Raw genomic sequence first — 25722 nt, 5'->3', positions numbered from 1 at the left:
CGGGCGCTAGCCGTGCTCCTGGTCTGCAAGCGCAGTCGCATGAGCCTTCTTGATCGCAGCGTCGGCCTCGATCAGCGCAGCCTTGGGTCCGCGCGGATCGGCCCAGATGAAGTCGCCCACCAGCACGAAATCGGCGCCGCTGGCGGCGAATTCGTGGGCCTCCTCCAGCGAGATGGCAAAGCCGACGCAGGGCGGTTCGAACAGCTCGGCCCACCAGTCCAGCCGCTCAGCGATCGCTTGCGACGACGGCCGCTGGCCCTTTGCGTCGGGTTCGCCGAACAGCACGTAATCCGCGCCAATCTCGCCCGCATCCATCGAATGGTGCCGCGTCGTCAGCCCGCCAACGCCCGCGATGCGATCGGGCTTCAGCGATGGCAGCGCCTCTTTCAGCGCGGCGATGCCGGGCAGATGCGCGCCGTCGGCGCCGCCGCGTGCGACGAGCTCAGGATGGCCATCGACAAGCAGCGCCGCGCCCGCTTTCTGAGCCGGCGGCGCCAAGGCCTTGATCCGCGAGATCATGGTGCGCTGATCGGTCTGCTTCAGCCGCAGCAGCACGGCCGCGACATCGGCGGCGGCGAGCAGGCCGGGCAGCTCGGCCAGGAGCGAAGCGGGATCGTCGACGACAGGCGTCGCGAGATAAAGGCGCGGCGCCGGGCGCGGCGGAGGAGATTTGTTCGACAAGATCTAGGCCGCTTTCTGTTCCAGGCTGCTTTGCCATTCGCCTTTGCAGGCGAGGCCATTCATGCGCGCGCGGTGACTGAATGCGCTTTGTCCGGCCGCGACGTTCTCGGCCTTGCCTGACCAGGCCTTCTGCGGCGCGGCCTGGAGTGCGCGACCATAGGAGAAGGTCAGGCCCCAGGGCAGCGGGCCGAGCTTGTGCATGGCGTTGAGATGCGCCGTTGCCTCTTCATCCGATTGGCCGCCGGAGAGGAAGGCGATGCCGGGCACCGCCGCGGGCACGCACGCCTTGAGCAGCCGTATCGTCTTCTCCGCGACCTCCTCGACGCAAGCCTGCTTCGCGCACTTCTTGCCGGAGATGGCCATGTTCGGCTTCAGCACCATGCCCTCGAGCGCGACGCGCTGCACGCGCAATTCCTGAAACGTCTTGTTGAGCACACGGCTCGTCACCTCATAGCAGCGATCGATGTCGTGATCGCCGTCCATCAACACTTCGGGTTCGACGATCGGCACGATCTGCGCGGCCTGGCACAGCGCTGCGTAGCGCGCCAGCGCGTGGGCGTTGACGCTGATCGCAGTCATGGAAGGGATGCCACTGCCGATGTCGATCACCGCGCGCCATTTGGCGAAGCGTGCGCCGCGCTCGTGATATTTCTTCAGCCGTTCGGCGAGCTTGTCGAGCCCGACGGTGACGAGCTCGCCCGGACACATCGGCAGGGCTTGGGTGCCTTCGTCGACCTTGATCCCGGGGATGGCGCCGCTGCTCTCGATCAGCTTGACCAGGGGCGTGCCGTCCTTCGCGTTCTGCCAGATCGTCTCGTCATAGAGGATGACGCCGGAGATGTAGCGGCTCATGGCTTCGTTCGAGCGGAACAGCATCTCGCGATAGTCGCGGCGGTTCTCTTCGGTCGATTCCACGCCGATCGCGTCGAAACGCTTCTTGATGGTGCCGGAGGATTCGTCGGCGGCAAGGATGCCCTTGCCGGGCGCGACCAGGGCGGTCGCGATCCTGTTCAGCTCAGTCAGATTCATCGAGATGTCCTCCCAAAACGATTCTGCCCTTGCCGGTGAAAATAGACCGTTCTCGGGCAAATGCCGAGTTAACGTTCGTCGCAGGGTAAGGGCTGGGGCAGCGTTGGGCCGGCCGGGCGACTCTTCACCTCGCCCCGCTTCGGGGAGAGGTCGGATCGCCCTTGCGATCCGGGTGAGGGGGGTACAGGTCCCGCAGTCATCTCATCTGCCGAGAGAGCCCCTCACCCCAACCCTCTCCCCGCGAAGGGCGGGGAGAGGGGAAGGATAGAGCAGCTTACGCCACCTTCGGGGCGAGCTCGCCCTTGGCGTAGCGCTTGGCCATCTCGGCCGTGGTCAGCACCTTCTTGATCTTGGAGGCTTGGCCCGCGGTATTGAATTCCTGGAGCCGCTGCTTGCACAGCCTGGTCATCGCTTCCATCGCGGGCTTCAGGTACTTGCGCGGATCGAACTCTTCGGGATTGTCCTTGAGCACTTTCCGGATCTGGCCGGTCATCGCCATGCGGTTGTCGGTGTCGATGTTGATCTTGCGCACGCCGTTCTTGATGCCGCGCTGGATCTCGGCAACAGGCACGCCCCAGGTCGGCTTCATCTTGCCGCCATAGGCGTTGATGATGTCCTGGAGGTCCTGCGGCACCGAGGAGGAGCCGTGCATGACGAGATGCATGTTCGGCAGCTTGCGGTGGATCTCCTCGATCACGTTCATGGCGAGGATGTCGCCGTCGGGTTTGCGGGTGAATTTGTAGGCACCGTGAGACGTCCCCATCGCGATCGCGAGCGCGTCGACCTGGGTCTCCTGGACGAACTTCACGGCTTCATCCGGATTGGTCAGGAGTTGGTCGTGGCTGAGCTTGCCCTCGGCGCCGTGGCCGTCTTCCTTGTCGCCCATGCCGGTCTCGAGCGAGCCGAGCACGCCAAGCTCGCCCTCGACCGAGATGCCGCCGAGATGGGCCATGTCGGTTACGGTCTTGGTGACGCCGACATTGTAGCCCCAGTCACCGGGGGTCTTGCCGTCGGCCTTGAGCGAGCCGTCCATCATCACCGAGGTGAAGCCGGCCTGGATCGCGGTCATGCAGGTGGCCGGCTCGTTGCCGTGGTCGAGATGCACGCAGACCGGGATGTGCGGGTAGATCTCGGTCACCGCGTCCATCATGTGCTTGAGCATGACGTCGTTGGCGTAGGAGCGCGCACCGCGCGAGGCCTGGATGATGACGGGCGCGTCGACCTGGTTGGCCGCGTCCATGATCGCCAGCGCCTGCTCCATGTTGTTGATGTTGAAGGCCGGGACGCCGTAATCGTTCTCCGCCGCATGGTCGAGCAATTGACGCAACGTGATCCGAGCCATCTGTGTTTTTCTCCCGTTTGGGCCTGCAAGGCCACTGCTTGAAGGCGGCTGACGACTTGCCGACCGATTACTTGGTGCGCAGAACTTCGACGCCGGGCAGGGGCTTGCCTTCCATCCATTCAAGAAATGCGCCACCGGCGGTCGAGACATAGGTGAACTGACCGGCCACATGGGCCTGGTTGAGAGCCGCGACGGTGTCGCCGCCGCCCGCGATCGAGATCAGCTTCTTGGCCCTGGTGCGCTCGGCGGCATGCTTGGCGGCGGACATCGTGCCGCGGTCGAACGGCTGCATCTCGAAGGCACCGAGCGGTCCGTTCCAGACCAGCGTCGCCGCATCGTCGATCGCGGCATGGACACGTGCGATCGACTGCGGACCGACGTCGAGGATCATGCCGTCGGCCGGGATCGCGTCGAGGCCATAGGCGTGCGACGGCGCGTTGGCCGCGAAATGATAGGCGACGGTAGCGTCGACCGGCAGGATGATGGCGCAGTTGGCGGCTTCGGCCTTTTCCATGATGCGCAACGCGGTCGCGGCGAGATCCTTCTCGGCCAGCGACTTGCCGATGCCGACGCCCTGGGCGTGCAGGAAGGTGTTGGCCATGCCGCCGCCGATCACGAGCGCGTCGACCTTAGTCACGAGGTTTTCGAGCAGGTCGATCTTGGTCGAGACCTTGGCGCCGCCGATGATAGCGATGACAGGCTTGGTCGGTGAGCCCAGCGCCTTCTCCAGCGCGACCAATTCGGCCTGCATGGTGCGGCCGGCATAGGCGGGCAGCTTGTGGCCGAGGCCTTCGGTCGAGGCGTGGGCGCGGTGCGCGGCCGAGAACGCGTCATTGACCCAGATGTCGCCGAGTTTTGCGAGCTCCGCGACAAAGGCCGGATCGTTCTTCTCTTCCTCTTTGTGGAAGCGGGTGTTTTCGAGACAGAGGATGTCACCGTCCTTCAAGCCGGCAACGGCCTTGACCGCGGGCTCGCCGATGCAGTCGTCGGCGAAGGCGACGGGCTTCTTCACCACCTTCGACAGCGCCTCGGCCACGGGCTTGAGCGAGTCCTTGGCATCGCGCCCTTTCGGCCGGCCGAAATGCGCGAGCAGGATGACCTTGCCACCCTTGTCCGAGATTTCGGTGATGGTCGGCGCGACGCGCTCGAGCCGGGTTGCGTCGCTGACGCGGCCGTTCTCCATGGGCACGTTGAGGTCAACGCGCAGCAGCACGCGCTTGCCCTTCACATCGACGTCGTCGAGGGTGCGGAATGATTTCGTCATCGGAGGCCCTTGTCCCGGGCGCACCGCGGCGCGTAGTGCCGCCGTGCAGAACCGGGACCCAAATTGCGGCGAGTCCCGCGGTTAGTTAAACGGGCCCCGGCTCTGCGACGCAGCGCTTCACGCTACGTCGCGTCCGGGACACGAGAGCGGAGTTAGATCACCTTCGACATCGCGACGGCGGTATCCGCCATACGATTCGAGAAGCCCCACTCGTTGTCGTACCAGGACATCACGCGCACCAGCGTGCCGTTCTGCACCTTGGTTTGGTCCATGTGGAATGTCGAGGAGTGCGGGTCGTGGTTGAAGTCGATCGAGACGTTCGGCGCGGTGGTGTAGCCGAGAATGCCCTTGAGCTGCTGCTCGGAGGCACGCTTCATCGCCTCGTTGATTTCCTTCGGATCGGTGGCGCGCTTGGCCACGATCTTGAGATCGACGACCGAGACGTTCGGGGTCGGCACGCGGATCGCGACGCCGTCGAGCTTGCCCTTCAGTTCCGGCAGCACGAGGCCGATCGCCTTGGCGGCGCCGGTCGAGGTCGGGATCATCGACATCGCAGCCGCGCGGCCGCGATAGAGATCCTTGTGCATGGTGTCGAGAGTCGGCTGGTCGCCGGTATAGGCGTGGATCGTGGTCATGAAGCCGGTCTCGATGCCGACGAGGTCGTTCAGCACCTTGGCGATCGGCGCAAGACAGTTGGTGGTGCAGGAGCCGTTGGAGACGACCAGATGTTCCCGGGTCAGCGTGTCGTGGTTGACGCCGTAGACGATGGTGGCGTCGGCGCCGTCGGCGGGCGCAGAAACGAGAACGCGCTTGGCGCCGGCAGTCAGATGCGCGGAGGCCTTGTCCTTCGAGGTGAAGATGCCGGTGCATTCCATCGCGATGTCGATGCCGAGATCTTTCCAGGGCAGCTTCGAGGGATCGCGCTCGGCGGTCACCTTGATCTTGTTGCCACCGAGGCTGATCGTGTCGCCATCGACGGTCACGGTGCCGGGGAAACGGCCATGGACGCTGTCGAAGCGAAGCAGATGGGCGTTGGTCTCGACCGGGCCGAGGTCGTTGATGCCGACGACCTCGATGTCCTTGCGGCCGGACTCAGCGATGGCCCGCAGAATGTTGCGGCCGATGCGGCCAAAACCGTTGATTCCGACGCGGACTGCCATGTTTCGTCTCCTTCAATGACCGTTGTCATCCCGCACAACGCGCTAGCGCGCCTGCGAGGGTTTTTTTAGGGCGGACGCCCGGTTCGGCCGGGCGGGGCTTGATCATATGGGACGTTAGGTAGTCCTTTTTTTCGGTAATCTCAACTCTCAGGAAACGCGTTTCAGAACGGCGTTAACCGCGGCCTCGGCGGTAATGCCAAAGTGCTGGAATACCTTGTTGAGAGGGGCGCTGGCGCCGAAGGAGTGCATGCCGATAAACTCGCCATCCTGGCCGATCACGGCGTCCCAGCCCCAGCGCACGGCGGCCTCGATTGCGACCTTGATGGGGGCATTGCCGATGATCTCGTCGCGGCGCTCCTTTGGTTGCGCTAGCAGGAGCTCGAGCGAGGGAACCGAAACCACCCGGGTCGGAATGCCGCGCTCGGCGAGCTGCTTCTGGGCGGCCACGGCCATCTCCACTTCGGAGCCCGAGGCGAACAGCGTCGCCTTGGCTTCGCCCTGGGCGGCCACCAGCTCGTAGGCACCGAACCGGCAGGGGCTCTCGTTCGGTGCGGTGGTGCGCAGTTGCGGCAGGTTCTGACGGGTCAGCGCCAAGACTGTCGGGCCGTCGATGCGGTTGAGCGCGAGCTCCCAGCACTCGGCAACCTCGATGGAATCGCACGGACGGAACACGCGCATGTTGGGAATGGCGCGAAGTGCTGAGAGATGCTCGACCGGCTGGTGGGTCGGGCCGTCTTCGCCGAGGCCGATGGAATCGTGGGTCATGACATAAACGACCCCGGTCCCCATCAATGCGGCGAGCCGCATCGCGGGCCGCGCATAATCGGTGAACACCAGGAAGGTCGCGCCGTTCGGCGCAAAACCACCGTGCAGGAAGATGCCGTTCATCGCCGCGCACATGCCGTGCTCGCGGATGCCGTAATGGATGAAGCGGCCCTTCGGCGTCTTGGCCGAGAACGCGGTTGCGGACTTCGCCTTGTTGTTGTTGGAGCCGGTGAGGTCGGCCGAGCCCGCCAGAAATTCCATCGGCATCGCGCCGGCAATCACTTCGATCACGGCTTCGGAGGATTTGCGGGTCGCCGCATTCATCGGCTTTTCCAGCAGCTCCTTCTTGTAGGCGCGCACCGCCTTCGCGAGCGCGGCCGGGCGCTCGTGGCGCAGGCGACGCTCGAACTCGGCGCGCTTGCGGCTGCCGAGTTCACCGAGCCTTGCTTCCCATTCCTGTCGTGCCGCCGCGCCGCGGCTGCCGGCCGCGCGCCAGGCCTTGAGCACGTCGTCGGGCACCGAGAACGGCTCCAGCGAAATGCCGAGATTTTCCTTGGCGGCCTTGAGCTCGTCGGCGCCGAGCGCTTCGCCGTGCACCTTGTTGGTGCCGGCCTTATGCGGGGCGCCGAAGCCGATGGTGGTGCGGCAGGCGATCAGCGTCGGCTTGTTTGATTTCTGCGCGCGCGTGATCGCGGCGGCGATTGCGGCCTGGTCGTGGCCGTCGATCTTTTCGGCGGCCCAGCCCGCCGACTTGAACCGCTTCACCTGGTCGACGGAGTCGGAAAGCGAGGTCGGACCGTCGATCGAAATGCCGTTGTCGTCATAGAGCACGATCAGCTTGTTGAGCTTCCAGTGCCCGGCCAACGCGATCGCTTCCTGCGACACGCCTTCCATCAAATCGCCGTCGGAAGCGATCACATAGGTATGGTGATCGACAATCTTCTTGCCGAACTCGGCGGCGAGCATCTTCTCGGCGAGCGCCATGCCGACGGCGGTGGAAATGCCCTGGCCGAGCGGACCGGTGGTGGTCTCGATGCCCTTGGTGTGGCCGTGCTCGGGATGTCCGGGTGTCAGCGATCCCAACTGGCGAAAGTCCTTGAGCTGGTCGATCGTCATCTCTGGGCTGCCGATCAGATACAGCAGCGAATAGATCAGCATCGAGCCGTGCCCGGCCGAGAGCACGAAGCGGTCGCGGTCCGGCCAGTCCAGCGCGGCGACGTCGAATTTCAGGAATTGCGTGAACAGCACGGTCGCCATGTCGGCGGCGCCCATCGGCAGGCCCGGATGACCCGATTTCGCCTTCTCGACGCCGTCCATGGCAAGGCCGCGGATCGCATTGGCCATACGGTTGTGATCGACCTGCGTCATGTCTGAAAATCCGTCTGAAATGAGGCGCTTGTGGCTGGATTTGGCCGCGCCGGAAGGAGCCTTTCGGCCGCTGGGGTCGCGGCTGGGATAGCATCTCGGTTCCGACAGGCCAAGGCAATCAAACGCCGGTTTGGCCGCAAAAGTTGCTTAGCAGTGCATAGGTTTCGCGGCGGCGTTGCGATTCCCTAGCTTGCCACGTAAATTTCTGCTTCTAACCGCTTGCCGAACCGAGTCTTTTGCCGGACGGCAAGCCCCAGGAAAAGCCCAAAGGAAAACTCCAAGGGCAAGGCCACAGGTTCCGCCGCTGACTGCATGAACGATCGCGTATCCAACAGCTCTGCCATGACCGAGTCCTCGGCCGTCGAGATCGAGATCGCGACCCGCAGGCTCATGGCGGCGCTCGACTCGCTCGAAAGCGCGGTGGAGCGGCGGCGCGATGCCGATCGCGACGAGAACGAGCTCGCGGCGCGGATTCAGGCGCTCGGCGCGGACCGCTCGCGGCTTGCCGACGAGCTCGACGGCGCGCTGGTGAAGGCACGCAAGCTCGAGCGCTCCAGCCGCGAGATCTCCGATCGGCTGGATTCCGCGATCGTCACGATACGTTCGGTGCTCGATACCGGAGAGGACGGATGAGCCACATCAACGTCACCATCAACGGCCGGCAATACCGCATGGCCTGCGAGGAAGGCCAGGAGGTGCGGCTGCTCAAGCTGGCTGAAAGCCTGGAGACGCGGATTCAGTCGCTGCGCGGAAAGTTCGGCGAGATCGGTGATGCCAGGCTCACCGTGATGGCGGCGCTGACCGTCTGCGACGAACTGGTCGATGCCGGCAACCGCATCCGGACCATGGAGCAGGAGCTGACCGAACTGCGGGATTTCCGCAACGCCGCCGTCGAGCGCGCCCGGTTGACCCAGACCGCGGTCGTGAACGCACTGAACTCTGCCGCCGAGCGCATCGAGAAGTCGACCCAGGTCCTGAACCGCACCGTCGGCAACGGGATCGCCATCGGCTGACCCTTCACCGGGCTGGCGATTCGTCAGCATCGTTGTTACATTGCCCAAGCGGGGCTGCGACGCGCGTCAGGAGCCATTATCCCCGGGGCCTTATCGATCCTTTAGGGAACTGTCCCTGGCCGGGCCCGTGGGCTCGGACATATGGTGCCCACCTACTTTCGTAGGGAACTCCGGGATCGAGTGCTTCAACGGCGTTCGCGGCTTCGCACTTTTGTTTTTCTTCCTTCTGGTTCGTGCCTGTCGAAATTGCGTCCCCGACACGCTCGCGGTTTGATTTCGGTGTCATGCCCCGCGCAGGCGGGGCATCCAGTACGCCGCGCTGTCGAGGTTTTTGCATTGGCGTCTCTGGAATACTGGATCACCCGCCCCAGTGCGCAAGGGCGCACAAGGCGGGTGATGACGGCGGAGCAAGGCTCAGCCTTCGGAGCAAGCGCGCATGACCAACACCAAAGCCGAACTCCGTGCCAAAGCCCTCGCGGCGCGCGATGCGCTGAGCGAAAAGAAACGCATCGCCGCCGCCGCCAAGCTCGCCAAGCGCGGGCTGCCATTCCAGCTTCTGCCTGGCAGCATCGTATCGGGCTATTCGCCGATCCGCAGCGAGATCGATCCGATGCCGCTGCTGAAGAAGCTCGCCGAGCAGGGTGCCAGGCTTGCGCTGCCTTGCGTCACTGCGCGGGGCCAGGCGCTGATCTTCCGCATCTTCCATCCGAACGATCGCCTGATGCTCGGCCCGCTCGGCATTCCCGAGCCGTCGCCTGGGGCCGCTGAAGTCATTCCCGACATCATGCTGACGCCGCTCGCTGCCTTCGATCGTCTCGGCCATCGCATCGGCTATGGCGCGGGGCACTACGACCACACCTTCGCGCATCTGCGAAAAACCAAGACCATCGTCGGCATCGGGCTCGCTTTTGCAGCGCAGGAGATCAAGGCGGTTCCGGCACTAGCCCACGACGTGGCGCTGGATTATGTGCTAACGGAATCGGACGTATTCGATTTCCGGAGTTCTGAAGTTGCGCATTCTCTTCGTGGGTGATGTCGTCGGCCGTGCCGGGCGCAATGCCATCGCCGAATATCTGCCTGGCATGGTCAAGGACTGGTCGCTCGATTTCGTCGTCGTCAACGGCGAGAATTCCGCCGGCGGCTTCGGCATCACGGAAGCGATCTATCAGGAGTTTCTCGACGCCGGCGCCGACGCGGTGACGCTCGGCAATCACTCCTGGGATCAGCGCGAAGCACTGGTGTTCATCGAGCGCGCGGAGCGCCTGGTGCGGCCGGCGAACTATCCGCGCGGGACGCCCGGCCGTGGCGCCGCGTTGGTCGAGACCAAGAACGGCAAGCACGCGCTCGTCGTCAACGCTTTGGGCCGCGTCTTCATGACCCCGTTCGACGATCCCTTCGCGGCCCTCGAGCGCGAGCTCGGCGCCTGCCCGCTCGGCATTGCCGCGGACGCCATCGTCGTCGACTTCCATTGCGAGGCGACCAGCGAGAAGCAGGGCATCGGCTTCTTCTGCGACGGCCGCGCCAGCCTCGTCGTCGGCACCCACACCCATGTGCCGACCGCCGACCACCAGATCCTGTCGGGCGGCACCGCCTACATGACCGATGCCGGCATGACCGGCGACTACGATTCCATCATCGGCATGCAGAAGGAGGAGCCGTTGCGCAGGTTCACCTCCGGGATCCCCTCAGGCCGCTTCGAGCCGGCAGCGGGCGCTGCGACGCTCAGCGGCGTTGCGGTCGAGACGGATGACGCGACGGGGCTTGCGCTCCGTATTGGGCCGGTGCGCGCCGGCGGCAGGCTGGAGCCGACGACGCCGAAATTCTGGCTGAGCTGAATTGCAGCGGCAGATCCCGCTGCACCTTCTCCCCTTGTGGGAGAAGGTGGCGCGAAGCGCCGGATGAGGGGTCGCTTCCGCGAATTCAAATGCGAGTTGGACGCGTGGAGACAACCCCTTACCCGGCTTCGCTTCGCGAAGCCACCCTCTCCTGCAAGGGGAGAGGGTGCAGCGTCAGTCGGCGCGAGAATTACTCCGCCGTCTGCTCCCGCAACTCCGCAACATCCTTCGCCGTCAGCTTCGAGCCCTTCGCGCCGAACCGCGCTGTCACGTAGTTCGCCACCGCCGCGATCTCGTCGTCGCTATAGGCCTTGCCGAACGCCGGCATCGACAGCGCGCCGTCCGGCGTGTCGCGCTTGGTGCCTGACAGCACGATTTGCGCGACGTTGGTGGCGGCGGGGTCGTTGACGGCCCAGGTGCCGGTCAGCGTCGCCATCGGCGAGACCGGGCTTTCGCCGCTCCAGCCATGGCAACTGGCGCAGGCGCTGGCGAACACCATTTTGCCGCGCGCATCCGCCGTGACGCCGTCCTTGTGCGAGGCGGGTGCGACGGGCGCGGTGATTGCGGGCAGGTCGGGCGAGGGCTGCGGCGGCACGCTGCGCAGATAAGCGACGATGCTGCTTATGTCCTCAGGCGCGAACTGGCTAAAGCTGTGGTCGACCGCTTCGCCCATCGGACCCGACGCCGAGCCGTGGCCCGGCGCATGGCCGAGCGACAGATAGGAGACCAGGTCCTCGTCACGCCAGCTGCCGAGGCCGGTGGCCTTGTCGGAGGAGATGTTGAAGGCGCGCCACCCGGCCGTGATCGCGCCTGCAAATTTCTTGCGGTTGTCCAGCGCAAAGCCGAGATTGCGCGGCGTGTGGCATTCGCCGCAATGCGCCAGCGCCTCCACGAGATAGGCGCCGCGATTCCACTGCGGGCTCTTCGACGTATCGGGCGCAAAGCGCGTGTCCGGATTGAACACGGCCGACCAGACAATCATCGCCCAGCGCTGGTTGAAAGGGAAGGACAGCGTGTTCTCCGGCGGCTTCGCGCGCACCGCAGGCAGGCTGAACAGATAGGCCTTCACCGCCAGCACGTCGTCGTCGGTCATGTAGGTGTAGGACGTGTAGGGCATCGCCGGATAGAGCCGGGCGCCGTCATGGCGCTTGCCGCGCTGGACGGCGTTGAGAAAATCCTGGTCGCTGTAATTGCCGATGCCGGTGTCCGTGTCCGGCGTAATGTTGGTGGAATAGAGCGTGCCGAACGGCAGCTTGAAGCCGAGCCCGCCGGAATAGTCCGTCTCGCCGGGCTTGGTGTGGCAAACCATGCAGTCGGCCGCCTTCGCCAGGTATTCGCCGCGTTCGACCAGGCTCGCCTTCTCCAACTTTGCCGGCACGCCGGCCGGTTTGCCGGCACGGTAATCCGCCAGCGCCACCTTGGTGCCGCCGGCGAAGTCGAGCGGGCCGGGCCCGCGGATGATCCAGACGCCGAGCGCCACGACGACAATGGCGATCACGACGATGCCAGTGAGGATACGCATCTTGCCGCTCATGCCTTTTTCCCCGCAGCCAGCAGTTTCCGATCGATCGGCAGGCGCCGCAGCGCCACGCCGGTTGCTGCGTAAATGGCGTTGCGCAGCGCCGGCGGGCCGGCGTTGACGCCGGCCTCGCCGATGCCGCCGGGCGCTTCGCCGCTCTTGACGACGACGACCTCGATCTTCGGTGTCTCATTGATGCGCATCATGCGGTAGTCGTGGAAGTTCGACTGCTGCACGCGGCCCTTCTCGATGGTGATCTCGCCATAGAGTGCGGCGGTGAGGCCGAACACCAGGCCGCCTTCGATCTGCGCCTTCACCGTGTCGGGGTTGACCGCGATGCCGGTGTCGACCACCGAGACGATACGGCGGAGCACGATCTCGCCGATATCGTCGATCTCCGCTTCCACCACGGTGGCGAGGAAGCTTGCAAACGACGGCTGGACGCAGACGCCGCGGCCGACGCGCGGTGGCAGCGGTTGGCCCCAGCCAGATTTCTCGGCGGCAAGATTGAGCACCGCGAGCATGCGCGGATTCTTCGTCAGCATCGAGCGGCGGAATTCGACCGGATCCTTGCCGGCCTTGCGCGCGAGCTCGTCCATCGCGCATTCGACCGCAAACACGTTGTTGTTCGGACCGACGCCGCGCCAGAAGCCGGTGGGCACCGCCGGCGGTTCGGCGCGGACATATTCGACATGGAAGTTGGTGAAGTCGTAGGGTGCATCCACGGCGGCATCGACCGCGTCGATGTCGATACCCTTCTGGAACGCCGGCGGCAGCCAGCGCGCCAGCACGGCGGAACCGGCGACCTTGTACTTCCAGGCCGCGACCTTGCCGTCGACCAGCGACGCCGTGACCTGGTCGCGATAGACCGGACGGTAGACGTCGTGCTGGATGTCCTCCTCACGGGTCCATATCACCTTGACGGGATAGTCGACCTGCTTTGCGATCTTCACGGCGGCCACCACCATATCCGGCTCGAGCTTGCGGCCGAAGCCGCCACCGAGCAGATGCTGGTTGACAATCACCTTGTCGACCGGGAGGCCCGCAGCCTTCGCCGCCTCCGACTGCACGCGCGTCATGATCTGCGTGCCGGTCCAGATCTCGCAGGCATCCGGCCTGACGTGAACGGTGGCGTTGATCGGCTCCATCGAGGCATGCGCAAGGAACGGCAGTTCGAAGCTTGCCTCGAACCTGTCGCCGCTGGCGAGCCCCTTGGCGATGTCGCCGACCGATTTCGCGACCACGCCGTCCTTCTCGCTGGCGGCGCGCAGATGCTGCCAGACGTCCTTCGTGCTGAGCTTCGCGTTCGGTCCCTCGTTCCACTCGATCTTGAGCGCATCGAGGCCCTTCTTTGCGGCCCACATGTGATCGCCGATCACCGCGACCGCATCCTCGAGCACCACGACCTTGCGTACGCCCGCAATTTTGACCGCCGCGCTGTCGTCGACCTTGCCGACCTTGCCGCCAAAGACCGGGCAATTGGCGATCGCGGCGATCTTCATGCCGGGCAGGATCGCGTCGATGCCGTAGACGACCTTGCCATTGACCTTGTCCGGCGTGTCGAGCCGCTTCAGCGGCTGGCCGATGATGACGAAGTCCTTGGGGTCCTTCACCCGGACGTCCTTCGGCGGCGTTTGGCCCTGTGCGGCCAGTGCCAGTTCGCCATAGCCGAGCTTGCGGCCGCTTGCGGCATGCACGACCTCGCCTTTCGATGTCGTGCAGCTTGCCGGCTCGACCTGCCATTGCGCCGCTGCGGCCTGCACCAGCATCGCCTTCGCGCTGGCGCCGGCGGCGCGCAACGGATTCCACCAGGCGCGGATCGAGGTCGAACCACCCGTGGCCTGCAGGCCGAACGCCGGATTGGCGTAGAGCTTGTCGTTGGGCGGCGCGTGCAGCACCGCAACCTTTGCCCAATCCGCGTCGAGCTCTTCGGCCAGGATCATCGCAATCGAGGTATAGACCCCCTGGCCCATCTCGACTTGCGGCATCAGGAGCACGGTGCGGCCGGTGTCTTCGACCCGGATGAAGGCGTTCGGCGCGAATTTGCCGTCGGTCGTGTCCTTCGGCTGCTCCGGCTCGTTGACGGCGGCGCGGAGCGGCAGATGGAAGGCGAGCAGGAAGCCGGTGGCGAGACCGCCGGTCAGAACCGCACGGCGGGAGACGTCAGGAAGAGTCTTGTCGGTGATCATGGCGGACCTCACGACTGACGGCCGGAGGCGGCTTGCTTGATGGCCTCGCGGATGCGCACATAGGTGCCGCAGCGGCAGATGTTGCCGGCCATCGCGGCGTCGATGTCGGAATCGTCAGGGCTGGGCGTTGCCCCCAGCAGTGCCGCGGCCGACATGATCTGGCCGGACTGGCAGTAGCCGCACTGGATCACCTCGGCATCGAGCCAGGCCTTCTGCACCTTTGCGCCCGCTGGCGTGCTGCCGACATGCTCGATCGTGGTGATGGCGCGGTTCGCGACCGCGCTGACCGGCAAGACGCAGGAGCGGACTGCCTTGCCGTCGACGTGCACGGTGCAGGCGCCACACTGCGCAATCCCGCAGCCGAACTTGGTGCCGGTCATCCCAAGGACGTCGCGCAGCACCCACAGCAGCGGCATGTCAGGTGGCGCGTCGAACGATTTCGTTTCGCCGTTGATGGTGAGAACAGTTGCCATATGCATCCCCTTGCTCGCTCGATCGCTTGCGGCGATCTAGTCAGCGAATTTGCGCGCACAATAATCATATCGATGCGAAACGATGAAGCGTCGACATGTCCGGCAATGCATTTTTGCGCAGTGAGCGCGTTAGGCCATGACGTTCACGAATTTGTGCGGCGATCACTGCAGTAATTTTGGGCTAATTGATATGATAATCGTCATTTTCTGACGCATTTTGCTCACAAGCGTCATTGATGGCCACAGAAGATCGTGCGAATGCGCAAAATCATGCGATGACGAAACTCGTGCGATTGTGGAAGTCGATCGACGGCGCGATCAATTGCCGCGACTCATTGTTGTGCCCTCTCCCCTTGTGGGAGAGGGCAGCGAGGCCGGTAGACGCAGGCTCATTCGGGTGAGGGGTCCGTCTCCGCGTACGGGCGCCGTTTTGGATCAAGCGACAAAGGGAAGCCTGATCGCGAACGAGGCACCGCCATGCTCCCGATTGCTCGCTGATATGAACCCGTTGTGTGCTTCGATAATGGTGCGCGCAATGGACAAGCCCATGCCCATGCCTTCCGCTTTACTGCTGTAAAACGGCTCGAAAACCTGTTTCAATTTGTCTTCTGGAATGCCGGGTCCGCGATCTGACACGGATAGCTCGGCGAATTGCTCGACGCGCGCGGTCCGGATGCTGATAGTGCGGCTTTCGTGAGACGTGTCCTTCATAGCCTCGACCCCGTTCAGCACAAGGTTCAAAATGACTTGTTGAAGCTGAATGCGATCGCCGAGGATCGGTAGCGCATCTGGCGTGATCACGTTGACCATTTCGAATTTTCGGCTGACGGTTAGCGCCGAAAGAAATCTGACCGTCTCTTGCACAACCTCATTGAGGTCCAGTTGCTTCAATTCGAACGGCGCCTTCTTTAGGAGGCTGCGCATCCTGCGAATGACCTCGGTGGCACGCCGGTCATCCTGTAAAATATCGTTCACAATTTCCCTGAGTTCAACGACATCGGAAAGTGCAGCGATATCGGGACGCTGCGATTGCAGGATCGCGGCTGCGGTTTCGGCGTTCGTCAGAATAGACCCAAGCGGCTGGTTGATCTCGTGAGCAATCGAGGCGGTCAGTTCGCCAGCGGTCGCGAAGCGATTAACGTGGGCCAGTTCAGTCATGCGCTGTCGCGACTGTACTTCGGCGAATTGACGACGGCGATGCTCACGTAGCAGGATAGCAATAAGCCCGGCTTGTATGAGAAAAACCGCGACGACGGATGCGATCAGCCATAAATACCGTTCCCACACCGATGGCTCGCGGAAGTAGACCGTGCTGCCGGGCGGCAGGTGGCTGTCGCTGATCCCGAACCGCTGCATTTGCCGCCAATCGAACCTTGGCAGCTCGAATTGGCTGGGTGCGACCTTTACGTCGCCAGCTTTTTCACCGTTTAGAATACGGATTGCCGCCGCGGCTGCGATAGTCATGCCCTTCTCGATCGAATGCATAGAGCCGCCGACAATCGAGCCATCAAAAAATCCGTCAAGATAGGAAAAGATGGGAGCATCGGCGGCAGCCGAGAGCCTGTGCAAGGCGGCAGTGCCCTCATGTGTAACACCCGCCGCATCAACGCTCATCAGATGCCAGAAGATGGCGCTGTGAGGTGGAAGATGTGCCGCGTCTTTCAGGATATCTTCAAATGACAGCTTGTTATACCATCGTAGTTCAACCCGCCCGCTGAACGGTGCGAGTTCTCGCTCCAATACCCCTTGCCAAAATGTTTCATTGGGCGAAGCCCCATTCACGACGGCGATCACTTTCGTGTCGGGCAACACCTTCAGAATAGTTTCGATGGCGGCAGGAAAATTATGAGCCGCAGCGGCCACGGTGTCATACTCGGTCAGCTTGTCGTATTGGACCCGTCGCGCCTCGACGGAAGTAAACATCATTGGTGTCTTGGGGAAAAGCTGAGCGCGATACCGCTGCACAAACTCGGCAGCTGGCGCACCGAGGGCGACAATGAGGTCGGGAGGTTTGGCCCCGTACAATGCTTGGAGGTAACCGATAAAGGGTGCGAGCGCCTTGTCGTCGTCCACAAGGGCGCTTAGCAGCGAGTGGTCCTGAAAGTCGATTGGGACTTTCGATTGCTTGATCATTTGAGGGCGAAGAAACTCAGCGAAATCGGTCCACGGTTTGAAGCGGAGGCCGAATGATTGCAGCATCAAAACGCGCTTGGGCTCAGGATCAGCCGCCCGACCCGGCCCCAGTGTTGCCAGCAACAATGCGACGACCAGCGGGGCGGCGAAGGTCCGCCTGCAAAAGGATCGCCAGGATAGTGAGAACAGGCAAAACCGCATTGCCATCCTAGTCCCCTCGGTCCCGGAGCCTAATGGCACGGCCGAATGTTTAATAGGCCGAAAAACGGCTGTCGGCGGCTTGGCCGGGGAGAGCGATCAGGACTGGACCCAGCGGCAGCGGACCGCAACGATTCCGGGGACAATGAATTCCAGCCGAAATCTTGGTTTAACTGCACGCGCTAACGGTGGCTGAAAGTTGAAGCTCGGGGTTCGCCCGAGCTTCAACAGGAGCAAGCCATGCGAAGCCCGAAGCCGTTCACCGTCTATCAGCCGGTCCCGGCCAAAGCCCGAAGCCGCTCTTCACCGTCCACGCCTATTCGCTCGATCAGGCGCGGACTTGAGCGGAAGACGATGGAAGTCGCGGTCGACGGGTTAATAGGCGCAAATATAGTTTCCGTAAGCATCGTAGCAACTGCGGCGGTACGCAGCAGTGCCAACGGCAGCCGCGCCTACCGCTGCCGCTCCTACACCGTAGCCCCGATAGCCGTAGCCGCGATAGCCGCCCCGATAGCCGTAGCCACGGTAGCCTGCGCCGCGCACCGCAACAGCGCCGCCGCCTCGCGGTCCTCGAACTGCGACCGCACCGCCGCGATAACCGCCGCCACCCCGATAGGCACCTCCGCCGCGCCGAGCCTCGGCATCATCGGGGATCAAGCAGGCGGTGAGCAAAACGAAAGCTGCAAGAGAAGCAAGAATGAAGCGGAGCATGACAGAAACCCTTCCATGAATTCCTTAAGCCCCGCTCGCGAGATTGCGGCTCTCTCCGCGCAGGAGCTTGATGTAGATCAATCGAACCCGCGCACTGCGGCGACTACGCTGTGTTCTGCCGCACCTGAGAAGGCGATGAGCCTCAGTTGCGCAAGTTCCAAGAGAGAGGTCCGCCATGCATCCGAGCAAGCATCTTTCGATCAGGTCAGCGACTGTTGCCGGGATTGCTGCCAGCGCCCTGTTGGGCCTTGCAGGTCTCACGCTCAATCCAGGCCCAGCCAATGCGGTCGTGTATTGCCAATACACTGCCTACCCAGCGGGTTGCGTTGCTCGGGCAGGCGTCGTGCTCAGGCCCCGCCCGGTGGCGCGCGCCGCAGTCCGTCATAACGCCGGCGGCAATGCGAATGGTGGCGTCAATCGTGTCGGAGCCAGGCGGTAAAGGCCGGTTTCGCAAGCCAGGAAGAAGCCGCCATCGCTTCGTCCCGGTGGCGGCTTTGCTTTGTCTGGCGGGGATAGGCCACGGTACCGACGGGGCGGCTTTAGGCATGAAACACACTTGGTACGTCACTTTTGAAGTGCCGCTGGATGGCACACTGTCAAGACGGCGACATCCGCGGCTAACCAACACGTTTGAAAGCGAAGCAGCAGCCAAGGATTTTGCGCGAACCAAATTCAACGACGGACTGATCGTCAGTGCAGGGACTGTCATCCCTCACTTTCCGAGAGTGTCGATCCCATCGGCCGAAATCCCAACGTGGCTCGAAGCACCGAACCAAGTTGATCCAGATCAATAACTAGGCCACCGACGCTGGTGACATGCTCTAAGGGGCAGCAACCGGGAGCCTGACCATGAATGAACGTTCGGAGCCGAAACAGGTCTGTCGTCGCAACGCACTAACCTTCCTTGGATACGCAGGGGTGTTTGGGCTTGTGGTTTCGTCCTCAATTTTGGCGGCCTCAGAGGCTGTTGCTCAAACCACTGCGCCAGCCGCCGCGCCTACCACGCCGCCAGCGGACGCGCCGAAGTCAGGCACAGAACGCCGCCAGGAGCGGCGCAGCGGGCGAACAGAGCGCCGCCAGGAACGCCGCACGGGACGCACAGAGCGGCGCCAAGAGAGGCGTACGGGACGCGACGAGCGACGGGACGCTCGCGACGGCACCCCGGCCGCCACGACGACCACCGAGCAAAAGAAGTAGTCCGTTCATTGCCAAGCACAGCTACCGGGCCGCCCAAGCGTAGGCCCGGAAGGCCGTACAGCGCGCGGCCAGCGCCGTCTACGGAAAGCGGGGCGGGGCTATCGAAATCGGCTTCTCTCGCGAGGGGAGAAGAGGAGGGGATGGAAATTTCGGAATAATAGCAGTATACGCCTGTTTTGCCCGACGGCGCAAGCGCTTCAGAGGCGTCTGGATCGAGGGATTCATCAGGCGCTTAAGCCATTGATTCTGCCCGCCCCGGCTACTGTGCATGGGGTTGTTTTCGAGGTTTCTGATTCAGGGAGACCATGCGCCCCCGCCGCAAGCGCGTCGCGACGACCCTCAGCTCTGCCGAAAGCCCATCCGGAAGGCGCCCCAGTGCTTGCCGCGGATCATGATCGGCGAGGACAGGTCCTTCATCAGCACGAACTGCCCGCCGCCCATGTCGCGGCGATAGGTCTGCAGCAGGAACGGCTTGGTGTTGGCCGCGACCTTCTGCACCGCGCGATCGGTGAACAGGCGGCGGTTGCGGCAATTGGCGTTATTCCAGACCGGGTCCTTGCCCTGCGGCAGGCGGTAGTTCGGGTTGTGCGTCGGCAGATAGCCGCCCTTGGCCCAGGCGACGCAGAACACGATGCGGGGATCGGATTTCTGGATCGGGTCCTGGATCGCGGGCAGCACGCGGTCTGTGAAGTCGACATAGTTGGTGTTGTACTGCTTGGGATCGGTGCCGGGGATTTCCCGATAGTTCTCGTCCATGAACTGGTCGAGCGTGATCTCGCCGCGGCCGATGGCGGCTTCGAACTCGTCCGAGATCCGCTTTGCGATCTCGACGACAATTCGGATCAGCGGCGCATCCGATGTCTCGACGCCGCTGTCGGCGATCAGCGCGATCAGCCCTTCCGACGTGTCGAGCAGTTTGGTCACGCGCTGATCGGCGTTCTTGAGATCGCGTGAGGAGAGATCGACGCCCTTGGCGAGTTCGTTGAGCTCGCTGATGACGGTGTCGCAGTGTCCGAGGTTGGAGGTTGCCGCGCGCGTGACGCTGCCGATCTCCGCTTCCACCGAGGCGAAGCCCTGCTGAACCCGCGAGATGATGCCGGAGATCCGCTGGGCGCCTTCGCCGGCCGTCTTCGCGCGCTGCGAGGCATCGCTGCTCTCGCCGATCAGACCTTCGATCTGGCCGTCGAGATCGCGCACGGTGTCGGAGATCTGGTGCGTGGCCTGGCGGGTGGCTTCCGCGAGGTTCTTGACCTCGCTTGCCACCACCGCGAAGCCGCGGCCGGCATTGCCGGCGCGTGCCGCCTCGATGGTGGCATTGAGCGCGAGCAGATTGGTCTGCTTCGCGATCGCCTCGATCGAGCCGGAGACCTTTGCGACTTGTGCCAGCGCGGAGCCGACTGCGCTGAGCCGCGCCTCGATGCGTTCGACGGCTGCAACGAGTTCGGAGATGTGGCTAACCGCGGCGTCGACTGCGCCGCGCGACTGCGCGATCTCGCCGACCGCCGCTGACGTGGTCGTTTGCACCGCCTGTGACGCATTGGCGATGTCGTGGTTGGCCGACACCATCGTCTCGGCGGTTTCCTGGAGGTGGTGGAAACGTTCCGACTGGTTCGCGACGCGGCTTGCGACTTCCTGGACGTTGCCGGCGATGTCAGCCAGTTCCACGCCGAGGCCGCCGATGCGGTCGGCGAGCTGATCGATCAGCCGTTCGGAAAGTGTTCGGTTGGAGCCGGTGTCCAGTACTGCAAGTTGTACGACGGACATGTCTTGAGAGTCCTCCAGTCAGAGCCATTCGCCGGCTCTCCGCGGCATTCCCATTCCAATATCGATCTTAGGAGGTGATTCGCGCTTTGGCGTCTTGCCTGAGCGCGCACTAGAGCTTGTAGGCCGTCCTGAATCCGCCCCAGTGCCGGCCTTGCACGCGGATCGGAACGTCGATCTCGCGCATCATCACCGTATTTCCGTTGCCCATGTCGCGTGCATAGCTCTGCACCAGATACGAGCGCAGGTTGCGCGCGGCAGCCAACCCCGCCGGATCGTTGAACATCCGCCGGTTGCGGCTGTTGGCCGTGTTCCAGGCGGCATCACCAGGCCGCTGCGGATGCGAATAGATCCTATTGTGCACCGGCAGGAAGCCGTTGCGATCGACCATGGCGCAGAATGCCATGCGCGGGTCCTTCGCCAGAAAGGCTTCCTGGAACGCCGGCAGCGCGCGATCGGCCCAATCCAGATATCTGGTGCGGTACTGCTGCGGATTGGTTCCGGCGATTTCGGCATAATCGGTGTCGAAGAGGTGGTCGATCTTCACCTCGCCGCGGGCAACCGCCTGCTCGAAGATCGCGGTCAGCGCGTTACCCGCCTCCATGGCGCGGGTGACAAACTCCGTGTTCTCCTCGTGGATCGACCACAGCCTGTCCTCGATCTTCTCGCGTAGCTCGGCATTGGGACTAACGAATTGCGCGCGGGCCCCGGCCTTGGACTGCTCGACCACGCGCAGGCGGCAGGCACCGACGCCTTCGAGGGTGCCTTCGACCATGGCTTGCGATGCAAGGCGGCCCGCGTCCGCGCCGCCGATCAGCACGCCGTCCATCGCTATCTCGTAGACCGGCAGCACGCCGCGGGCGGTTTCGAGCTTGAGATGGCAGGGCAGCCGCTCGGTCTTGCGGCGGTCGTCGTGCTCGCTCTGGCGCAGCAGCACGGCGCAGCGCGATTTCAGTTTCTGTGCGAAGGCGGTCACGGCCTTGCCTGCGCTGGCGACGTGCTCGCCGTGGCTCTCGGCCGCCTTGGTCGCAGCATCGATCTCGGCTGCGCTTTCGCCGACCGAGATGATGAACTGCGACGCGCTGGTCGCGTTGCCGGAGACTTCGCTGGTGGTGGCATTCTGTTCGGCGACCGCGCCGTTGACGGTCTCGAACACCGGACGGATCGCCTCGATCGCCTGCGAGATGCGGTGCACCGCATCTGCTGAGCCGGCGGCGTCGCGCTGCAGAGCGTCGATCTTTTTGGTGATCTCCTCCGTCGCGCCCTGGGTCTGCACCGCGAGTGCCTTGACCTCGGTGGCGACGACCGCGAAGCCTCTTCCCGCAGCGCCCGCGCGCGCGGCCTCGATGGTCGAGTTGAGCGCGAGCAGCGTCGTCTGCCGCGCGATCTGTGCGATCAGATTGACGACGTTGCCGATGGCGGCCGAGGATTCGCGCAAGCGATCGACATTGGCGCGGGCTTCCTGTGCCGCGGCACTGGCCTCGTCGGCGAGCTTGCCGGCCTCGCGAACCTGCGCCCCGATGCCCAGCGCCGACTGGGTGAATTTGTCGGCGGCATGGGCGAAGGTGGAGGCATTCGATTGCGCGGCGTTGGTCCGGCCGGTCAGGGCGTCGGTGCGGTCGCGAATGGCGGCAAGCGTCGTGGCGGTCGCCTCGGCGCCGCCGGCCACCGAATTGGCGGCGCGCTCGAGCTGGCGAATCATGGCGCCCAGCTCGAGTTCCAGCAGTTCCAGGATTTCCTTGGCCGAATCGCTTTCGACGGCCGCGGCAGGCTCGGGATGGGCCGCCGGCTGCGCGGCCTGCGGGGCAGCCGCAGTTGCAGCCATGTCCGGCAGACGCTTCCGAAATAGTTCGAATGCCATCAGCTCTCTCTTGTCACGGGACGGTCGGAGGCTATTTTCGCAGGCTGGAATGAAATCAGGGTTAACGATGCCTGACATCTAGGCACGGGCCCGTACGGTGTTACCTTAAAGTCGTAGAGCCTCTTTCTTTCCAGGGGGGTCGCGGCCTATAAGGCCGCGCTTCCCACGCTCACCTTGGCGCACGAGTCCCTAGAGAAGATCACGCATGGCCGGACATTCCCAATTCAAGAACATCATGCACCGCAAGGGGCGGCAGGATGCCCAGAAGTCGAAACTGTTCGGCAAGCTGGCGCGGGAAATCACCGTCGCGGCCAAGCTGGGGACGCCCGACCCCAACATGAACCCGCGCCTGCGTGCCGCCATCACCGCGGCGCGCCAGGAGAACATGCCGAAGGACAATATCGAGCGCGCCGTCAAGAAGGCGCTCGGCAGCGACAGCGAGAATTATGACGAGATCCGCTACGAGGGTTACGGCCCGGGCGGCGTTGCCGTCATCGTCGAGGCGCTGACCGACAATCGCAACCGCGCGGCTTCCGACATCCGCTCCTTCTTCGCCAAGTCCGGCGGCAATCTCGGTGAAACCGGCTCGGTCTCCTTCATGTTCGACCGAACCGGCATCATCGAATACGACCGCAGCATCGCCTCCGACGATGCGGTGCTGGATGCCGCGATCGAGGCCGGCGCCGACGACGTGATCTCGAGCGAAGGCGGCCACGAGATCTACGCCTCGACCGAAGGCTATCGCGACGTCGCCAAGGCGCTGGAGGCCAAGTTCGGCGAGCCGCGCAAGGCCGCGCTGATCTGGAAGCCGCAGAACACGGTCGCAGTCGACGACGAGACCGGCGAGAAGCTGCTCAAGCTGATGGACCTGCTCAACGAGCACGACGACGTCCAGCACGTCTACGCCAATTTCGAGGTGTCGGACGCGCTGCTGGCGAAGATGGGCGGGTAGGGGGGCACTTCCCCTGTTACTTCCGTTCTGTTTCTGTTTCCCCCACGGCGGCCAGCCGCTATCACTGGCTCATGACGACGCTCCCGATTCGTGGCCCCGTTCGCATCATCGGCATCGACCCTGGCCTGCGCCGCACCGGCTGGGGCGTGATCGAGGCCGAGGGCAACCGCCTGATCTACGTCGCCTGCGGCTCGGTGGAGCCGCCGGACGATTTGCCGCTGGCGAGCCGGCTGCTCGCGATCCATGAGGGGCTGGCCGCCGTCCTGTCCAGTCACAAGCCGATGGAAGCCGCGGTCGAGCAGACTTTCGTCAATAAGGACGGCGTCGCGACGCTGAAGCTCGGCCAGGCCCGCGGCGTCGCCATGCTCGCGCCTGCGATGTTCGGCATCAGTGTTGCCGAATACGCGCCGAACCAGGTGAAGAAGACGGTGGTCGGCGCCGGCCACGCCGACAAGCAGCAGATCGCGATGATGCTCAAGATTTTGCTGCCGAAGGCCGATCCGCCGTCCGCGGACGCCGCCGACGCGCTCGCCATCGCCATCACCCATGCCCATCATCGCCAGAGCACCGCGCTGCGGCTGAAGGTGGCAGGCTTATGATCGGCAAGCTCAAGGGCCTGATCGATTCCTACGGCGAGGATTTCGTCATCCTCGACGTCGGCGGGGTCGGTTATCAGGTGCATTGCTCGACGCGCACGCTGCAGCATCTGCCCTCGCCGGGCGAGGCCGCCGTGCTGTCGATCGAGACCTATGTTCGCGAGGATCAGATCAAGCTGTTCGGCTTCCGCAGCGATCAGGAGCGCGAATGGTTTCGCCTGCTTCAGACCGTGCAGGGCGTCGGCGCCAAGGTCGCGCTCGCCGTGCTCGGCACGCTTGGGCCGTCCGACCTCGCCAACGCGATCGCGTTGCGCGACAAGGCTGCGGTGGCGCGCACGCCGGGTGTCGGCCCCAAAGTCGCAGAGCGCATCGTCACCGAGTTGAAGGACAAGGCGCCGGCCTTTGCCAATGTCGATCCGGCGGTCGTGCACCTCGCCGGCGCCGTCGACGACCAGCGCGCGCCGCGGCCCGTGGCGGACGCGATCTCCGCGCTGGTCAATCTCGGCTACGGCCAGCCGCAAGCTGCCGCGGCCATTGCATCTGCATCGCGCAGCGCGGGTGAGAATGCGGAGACCGCGCAGCTCATTCGCCTTGGCCTGAAGGAGCTCGCGAAGTGAGCGATCCTAAGGCCAACCGCATGGTCACGCCCGAGCGCCGCAGCGACGATGTCGGCGACACTGCGCTGCGTCCGCAATCGCTGTCCGACTTCGTCGGCCAGCAGCAGGCGCGCAAGAATCTGTCCATCTTCATCGAGGCGGCGCGCAAGCGCGGCGAGGCGCTGGATCACGTGTTGTTCGTCGGTCCTCCCGGCCTCGGCAAGACCACGCTGGCGCAGATCGTGGCCAAGGAGCTCGGCGTCGGCTTTCGTGCCACGTCGGGCCCGGTGATCGCCAAGGCCGGCGATCTCGCCGCGCTGCTCACCAATCTCGAAGAGCGCGACGTGCTGTTCATCGACGAGATCCATCGCCTGAGCCCGGCGGTGGAAGAAGTACTCTATCCCGCGATGGAGGATTTCCAGCTCGACCTCATCATCGGCGAGGGTCCGGCGGCGCGCTCGGTCAAGATCGAGCTATCGAAATTCACCCTCGTCGGCGCCACCACCCGCGCCGGTCTGCTCACCAATCCCTTGCGCGACCGCTTCGGCATTCCGGTCCGGTTGAATTTCTACACCATCGAGGAGCTGGAAAGCATCGTCACCCGTGGTGCCCGCGTGCTCAACGTCGGCATGAGCGCGGATGGCGCCAACGAGATCGCGCGACGCGCGCGTGGCACGCCGCGTATCGCCGGCCGGCTGCTGCGCCGCGTGCGCGATTTTGCTTCGGCGGCCGATGCCGACAGGATCGATCGCAAGATTGCCGACCACGCGCTGAGCGCGCTCGAGGTCGATGCCGCCGGCCTCGACGCGATGGACCGCCGTTACCTCACGACCATCGCGCAGAACTATGGCGGCGGCCCGGTCGGCGTCGAGACGATGGCCGCCGCTCTGTCGGAGCCGCGCGATGCGATCGAAGACATCATCGAGCCCTATCTGATCCAGTGCGGCTATCTGCAGCGCACTCCGCGCGGCCGCCTGCTCACCTCGCACGCCTTTCGCCATCTCGGCATCAGCGAGCCATCGCGCGATGCGGCGGCACAGTTCGGCCTGTTCGGCACCGACGAGAGCGACGACTGATCT

General features: G+C 64.2%; 24 protein-coding genes and 1 other RNA gene. 11 read left to right on the top strand and 14 right to left on the bottom strand.

Annotation, left to right across the window (positions count from 1 at the left end; translation table 11 throughout):
• Positions 1-6 precede the first annotated feature (6 nt).
• The 7 genes from IVB54_RS34460 to IVB54_RS34430 all read right to left on the bottom strand — a co-directional run bounded on the left by IVB54_RS34460 (position 7) and on the right by IVB54_RS34430 (position 7953).
• Positions 7-681, bottom strand: coding sequence for a thiamine phosphate synthase (locus IVB54_RS34460; protein ID WP_018454607.1), 675 nt, complete (start codon positions 679-681; stop codon positions 7-9).
• Between the two features lie 3 nt (positions 682-684).
• A complete protein-coding gene (locus IVB54_RS34455; protein ID WP_018454606.1) occupies positions 685-1710 on the bottom strand; it encodes a class I fructose-bisphosphate aldolase in 1026 nt (341 codons plus the stop codon).
• A gap of 274 nt (positions 1711-1984) precedes the next feature.
• Positions 1985-3052 (bottom strand): class II fructose-bisphosphate aldolase, encoded by a 1068-nt coding sequence (fba, locus tag IVB54_RS34450; protein ID WP_018454605.1) that lies wholly within the window; start codon positions 3050-3052, stop codon positions 1985-1987.
• A gap of 67 nt (positions 3053-3119) precedes the next feature.
• On the bottom strand, positions 3120-4316 hold the full coding sequence (locus IVB54_RS34445) for a phosphoglycerate kinase (protein WP_018454604.1): 1197 nt from the start codon (positions 4314-4316) through the stop codon (positions 3120-3122).
• Between the two features lie 152 nt (positions 4317-4468).
• Positions 4469-5476: a type I glyceraldehyde-3-phosphate dehydrogenase gene (gene gap / locus IVB54_RS34440; protein ID WP_018454603.1), complete on the bottom strand. Its 1008-nt coding sequence runs from the start codon at positions 5474-5476 to the stop codon at positions 4469-4471.
• Positions 5477-5623: 147 nt separating this feature from the next.
• Positions 5624-7609 carry a transketolase gene (gene tkt, locus IVB54_RS34435; protein ID WP_018454602.1) on the bottom strand — a complete coding sequence of 662 codons (1986 nt, stop codon included), beginning with the start codon at positions 7607-7609 and terminating at the stop codon, positions 5624-5626.
• Positions 7610-7794: 185 nt separating this feature from the next.
• Positions 7795-7953: a hypothetical protein gene (locus IVB54_RS34430; RefSeq protein ID WP_018454601.1), complete on the bottom strand. Its 159-nt coding sequence runs from the start codon at positions 7951-7953 to the stop codon at positions 7795-7797.
• Here IVB54_RS34430 and IVB54_RS34425 point away from each other — a divergent pair.
• The 5 genes from IVB54_RS34425 (at position 7952) to IVB54_RS34405 (ending at position 10457) form a co-directional block, all read left to right on the top strand.
• Entirely contained in the window at positions 7952-8242 is a 291-nt protein-coding gene (locus tag IVB54_RS34425) for a DUF4164 domain-containing protein (protein WP_007599949.1), read from the top strand. The two genes, IVB54_RS34430 and IVB54_RS34425, sit on opposite strands and share 2 nt — an antisense overlap.
• Complete coding sequence (locus IVB54_RS34420) at positions 8239-8622, top strand: cell division protein ZapA (protein WP_007599950.1); 384 nt, start codon at positions 8239-8241, stop codon at positions 8620-8622. The genes IVB54_RS34425 and IVB54_RS34420 overlap by 4 nt, the downstream gene beginning before the upstream one ends.
• A 48-nt stretch (positions 8623-8670) precedes the next feature.
• Positions 8671-8830, top strand: a non-coding RNA gene (ssrS, locus tag IVB54_RS34415) — 6S RNA.
• Between the two features lie 228 nt (positions 8831-9058).
• A complete protein-coding gene (locus IVB54_RS34410) occupies positions 9059-9655 on the top strand; it encodes a 5-formyltetrahydrofolate cyclo-ligase (protein WP_018454600.1) in 597 nt (198 codons plus the stop codon).
• Positions 9633-10457: a TIGR00282 family metallophosphoesterase gene (locus IVB54_RS34405; RefSeq protein WP_018454599.1), complete on the top strand. Its 825-nt coding sequence runs from the start codon at positions 9633-9635 to the stop codon at positions 10455-10457. Before IVB54_RS34410 ends, IVB54_RS34405 begins: the two co-directional genes overlap by 23 nt.
• Positions 10458-10647: 190 nt before the next feature.
• Here IVB54_RS34405 and IVB54_RS34400 read toward each other — a convergent pair whose 3' ends face one another.
• The 5 genes from IVB54_RS34400 to IVB54_RS34380 form a co-directional block, all read right to left on the bottom strand.
• Positions 10648-11991 carry a cytochrome c gene (locus IVB54_RS34400; protein ID WP_018454598.1) on the bottom strand — a complete coding sequence of 448 codons (1344 nt, stop codon included), beginning with the start codon at positions 11989-11991 and terminating at the stop codon, positions 10648-10650.
• Entirely contained in the window at positions 11988-14165 is a 2178-nt protein-coding gene (locus IVB54_RS34395) for a molybdopterin cofactor-binding domain-containing protein (RefSeq protein ID WP_026232772.1), read from the bottom strand. Before IVB54_RS34395 ends, IVB54_RS34400 begins: the two co-directional genes overlap by 4 nt.
• Positions 14166-14173: 8 nt before the next feature.
• Complete coding sequence (locus IVB54_RS34390) at positions 14174-14638, bottom strand: (2Fe-2S)-binding protein (RefSeq protein ID WP_247776943.1); 465 nt, start codon at positions 14636-14638, stop codon at positions 14174-14176.
• 435 nt (positions 14639-15073) lie between these two features.
• Positions 15074-16978 carry an ATP-binding protein gene (locus IVB54_RS34385; RefSeq protein WP_247336589.1) on the bottom strand — a complete coding sequence of 635 codons (1905 nt, stop codon included), beginning with the start codon at positions 16976-16978 and terminating at the stop codon, positions 15074-15076.
• A 366-nt stretch (positions 16979-17344) separates the two neighbouring features.
• Positions 17345-17680, bottom strand: coding sequence for a hypothetical protein (locus tag IVB54_RS34380; RefSeq protein WP_083926372.1), 336 nt, complete (start codon positions 17678-17680; stop codon positions 17345-17347).
• 175 nt (positions 17681-17855) lie between these two features.
• Between IVB54_RS34380 and IVB54_RS34375 the strand changes: the two genes are divergently transcribed.
• Positions 17856-18119: a hypothetical protein gene (locus IVB54_RS34375; protein ID WP_083926371.1), complete on the top strand. Its 264-nt coding sequence runs from the start codon at positions 17856-17858 to the stop codon at positions 18117-18119.
• On the top strand, positions 18085-18474 hold the full coding sequence (locus tag IVB54_RS34370; RefSeq protein ID WP_231191003.1) for a hypothetical protein: 390 nt from the start codon (positions 18085-18087) through the stop codon (positions 18472-18474). The genes IVB54_RS34375 and IVB54_RS34370 overlap by 35 nt, the downstream gene beginning before the upstream one ends.
• Before the next feature lie 742 nt (positions 18475-19216).
• Here the strand turns inward: IVB54_RS34370 and IVB54_RS34365 are convergent.
• Positions 19217-20641 (bottom strand): methyl-accepting chemotaxis protein, encoded by a 1425-nt coding sequence (locus tag IVB54_RS34365; RefSeq protein ID WP_247294131.1) that lies wholly within the window; start codon positions 20639-20641, stop codon positions 19217-19219.
• 109 nt (positions 20642-20750) lie between these two features.
• Complete coding sequence (locus IVB54_RS34360; protein ID WP_247336586.1) at positions 20751-22499, bottom strand: methyl-accepting chemotaxis protein; 1749 nt, start codon at positions 22497-22499, stop codon at positions 20751-20753.
• Between the two features lie 205 nt (positions 22500-22704).
• Here IVB54_RS34360 and IVB54_RS34355 point away from each other — a divergent pair, with 205 nt between their 5' ends.
• The 4 genes from IVB54_RS34355 to ruvB all read left to right on the top strand — a co-directional run bounded on the left by IVB54_RS34355 (position 22705) and on the right by ruvB (position 25719).
• Entirely contained in the window at positions 22705-23451 is a 747-nt protein-coding gene (locus tag IVB54_RS34355; RefSeq protein WP_018454592.1) for a YebC/PmpR family DNA-binding transcriptional regulator, read from the top strand.
• 71 nt (positions 23452-23522) lie between these two features.
• Entirely contained in the window at positions 23523-24050 is a 528-nt protein-coding gene (gene ruvC / locus IVB54_RS34350; RefSeq protein ID WP_018454591.1) for a crossover junction endodeoxyribonuclease RuvC, read from the top strand.
• Complete coding sequence (gene ruvA, locus IVB54_RS34345; RefSeq protein ID WP_018454590.1) at positions 24047-24664, top strand: Holliday junction branch migration protein RuvA; 618 nt, start codon at positions 24047-24049, stop codon at positions 24662-24664. Before ruvC ends, ruvA begins: the two co-directional genes overlap by 4 nt.
• Positions 24661-25719 (top strand): Holliday junction branch migration DNA helicase RuvB, encoded by a 1059-nt coding sequence (ruvB, locus tag IVB54_RS34340; protein ID WP_026232771.1) that lies wholly within the window; start codon positions 24661-24663, stop codon positions 25717-25719. The genes ruvA and ruvB overlap by 4 nt, the downstream gene beginning before the upstream one ends.
• Positions 25720-25722: the final 3 nt, after the last annotated feature.

Source organism: Bradyrhizobium sp. CW1 (assembly GCF_023100665.1).
Lineage (GTDB): Bacteria > Pseudomonadota > Alphaproteobacteria > Rhizobiales > Xanthobacteraceae > Bradyrhizobium > Bradyrhizobium canariense_D.
Note: the sequence above shows the minus strand (reverse complement) of the source record. Positions and strands in the feature narration are given on the sequence as shown.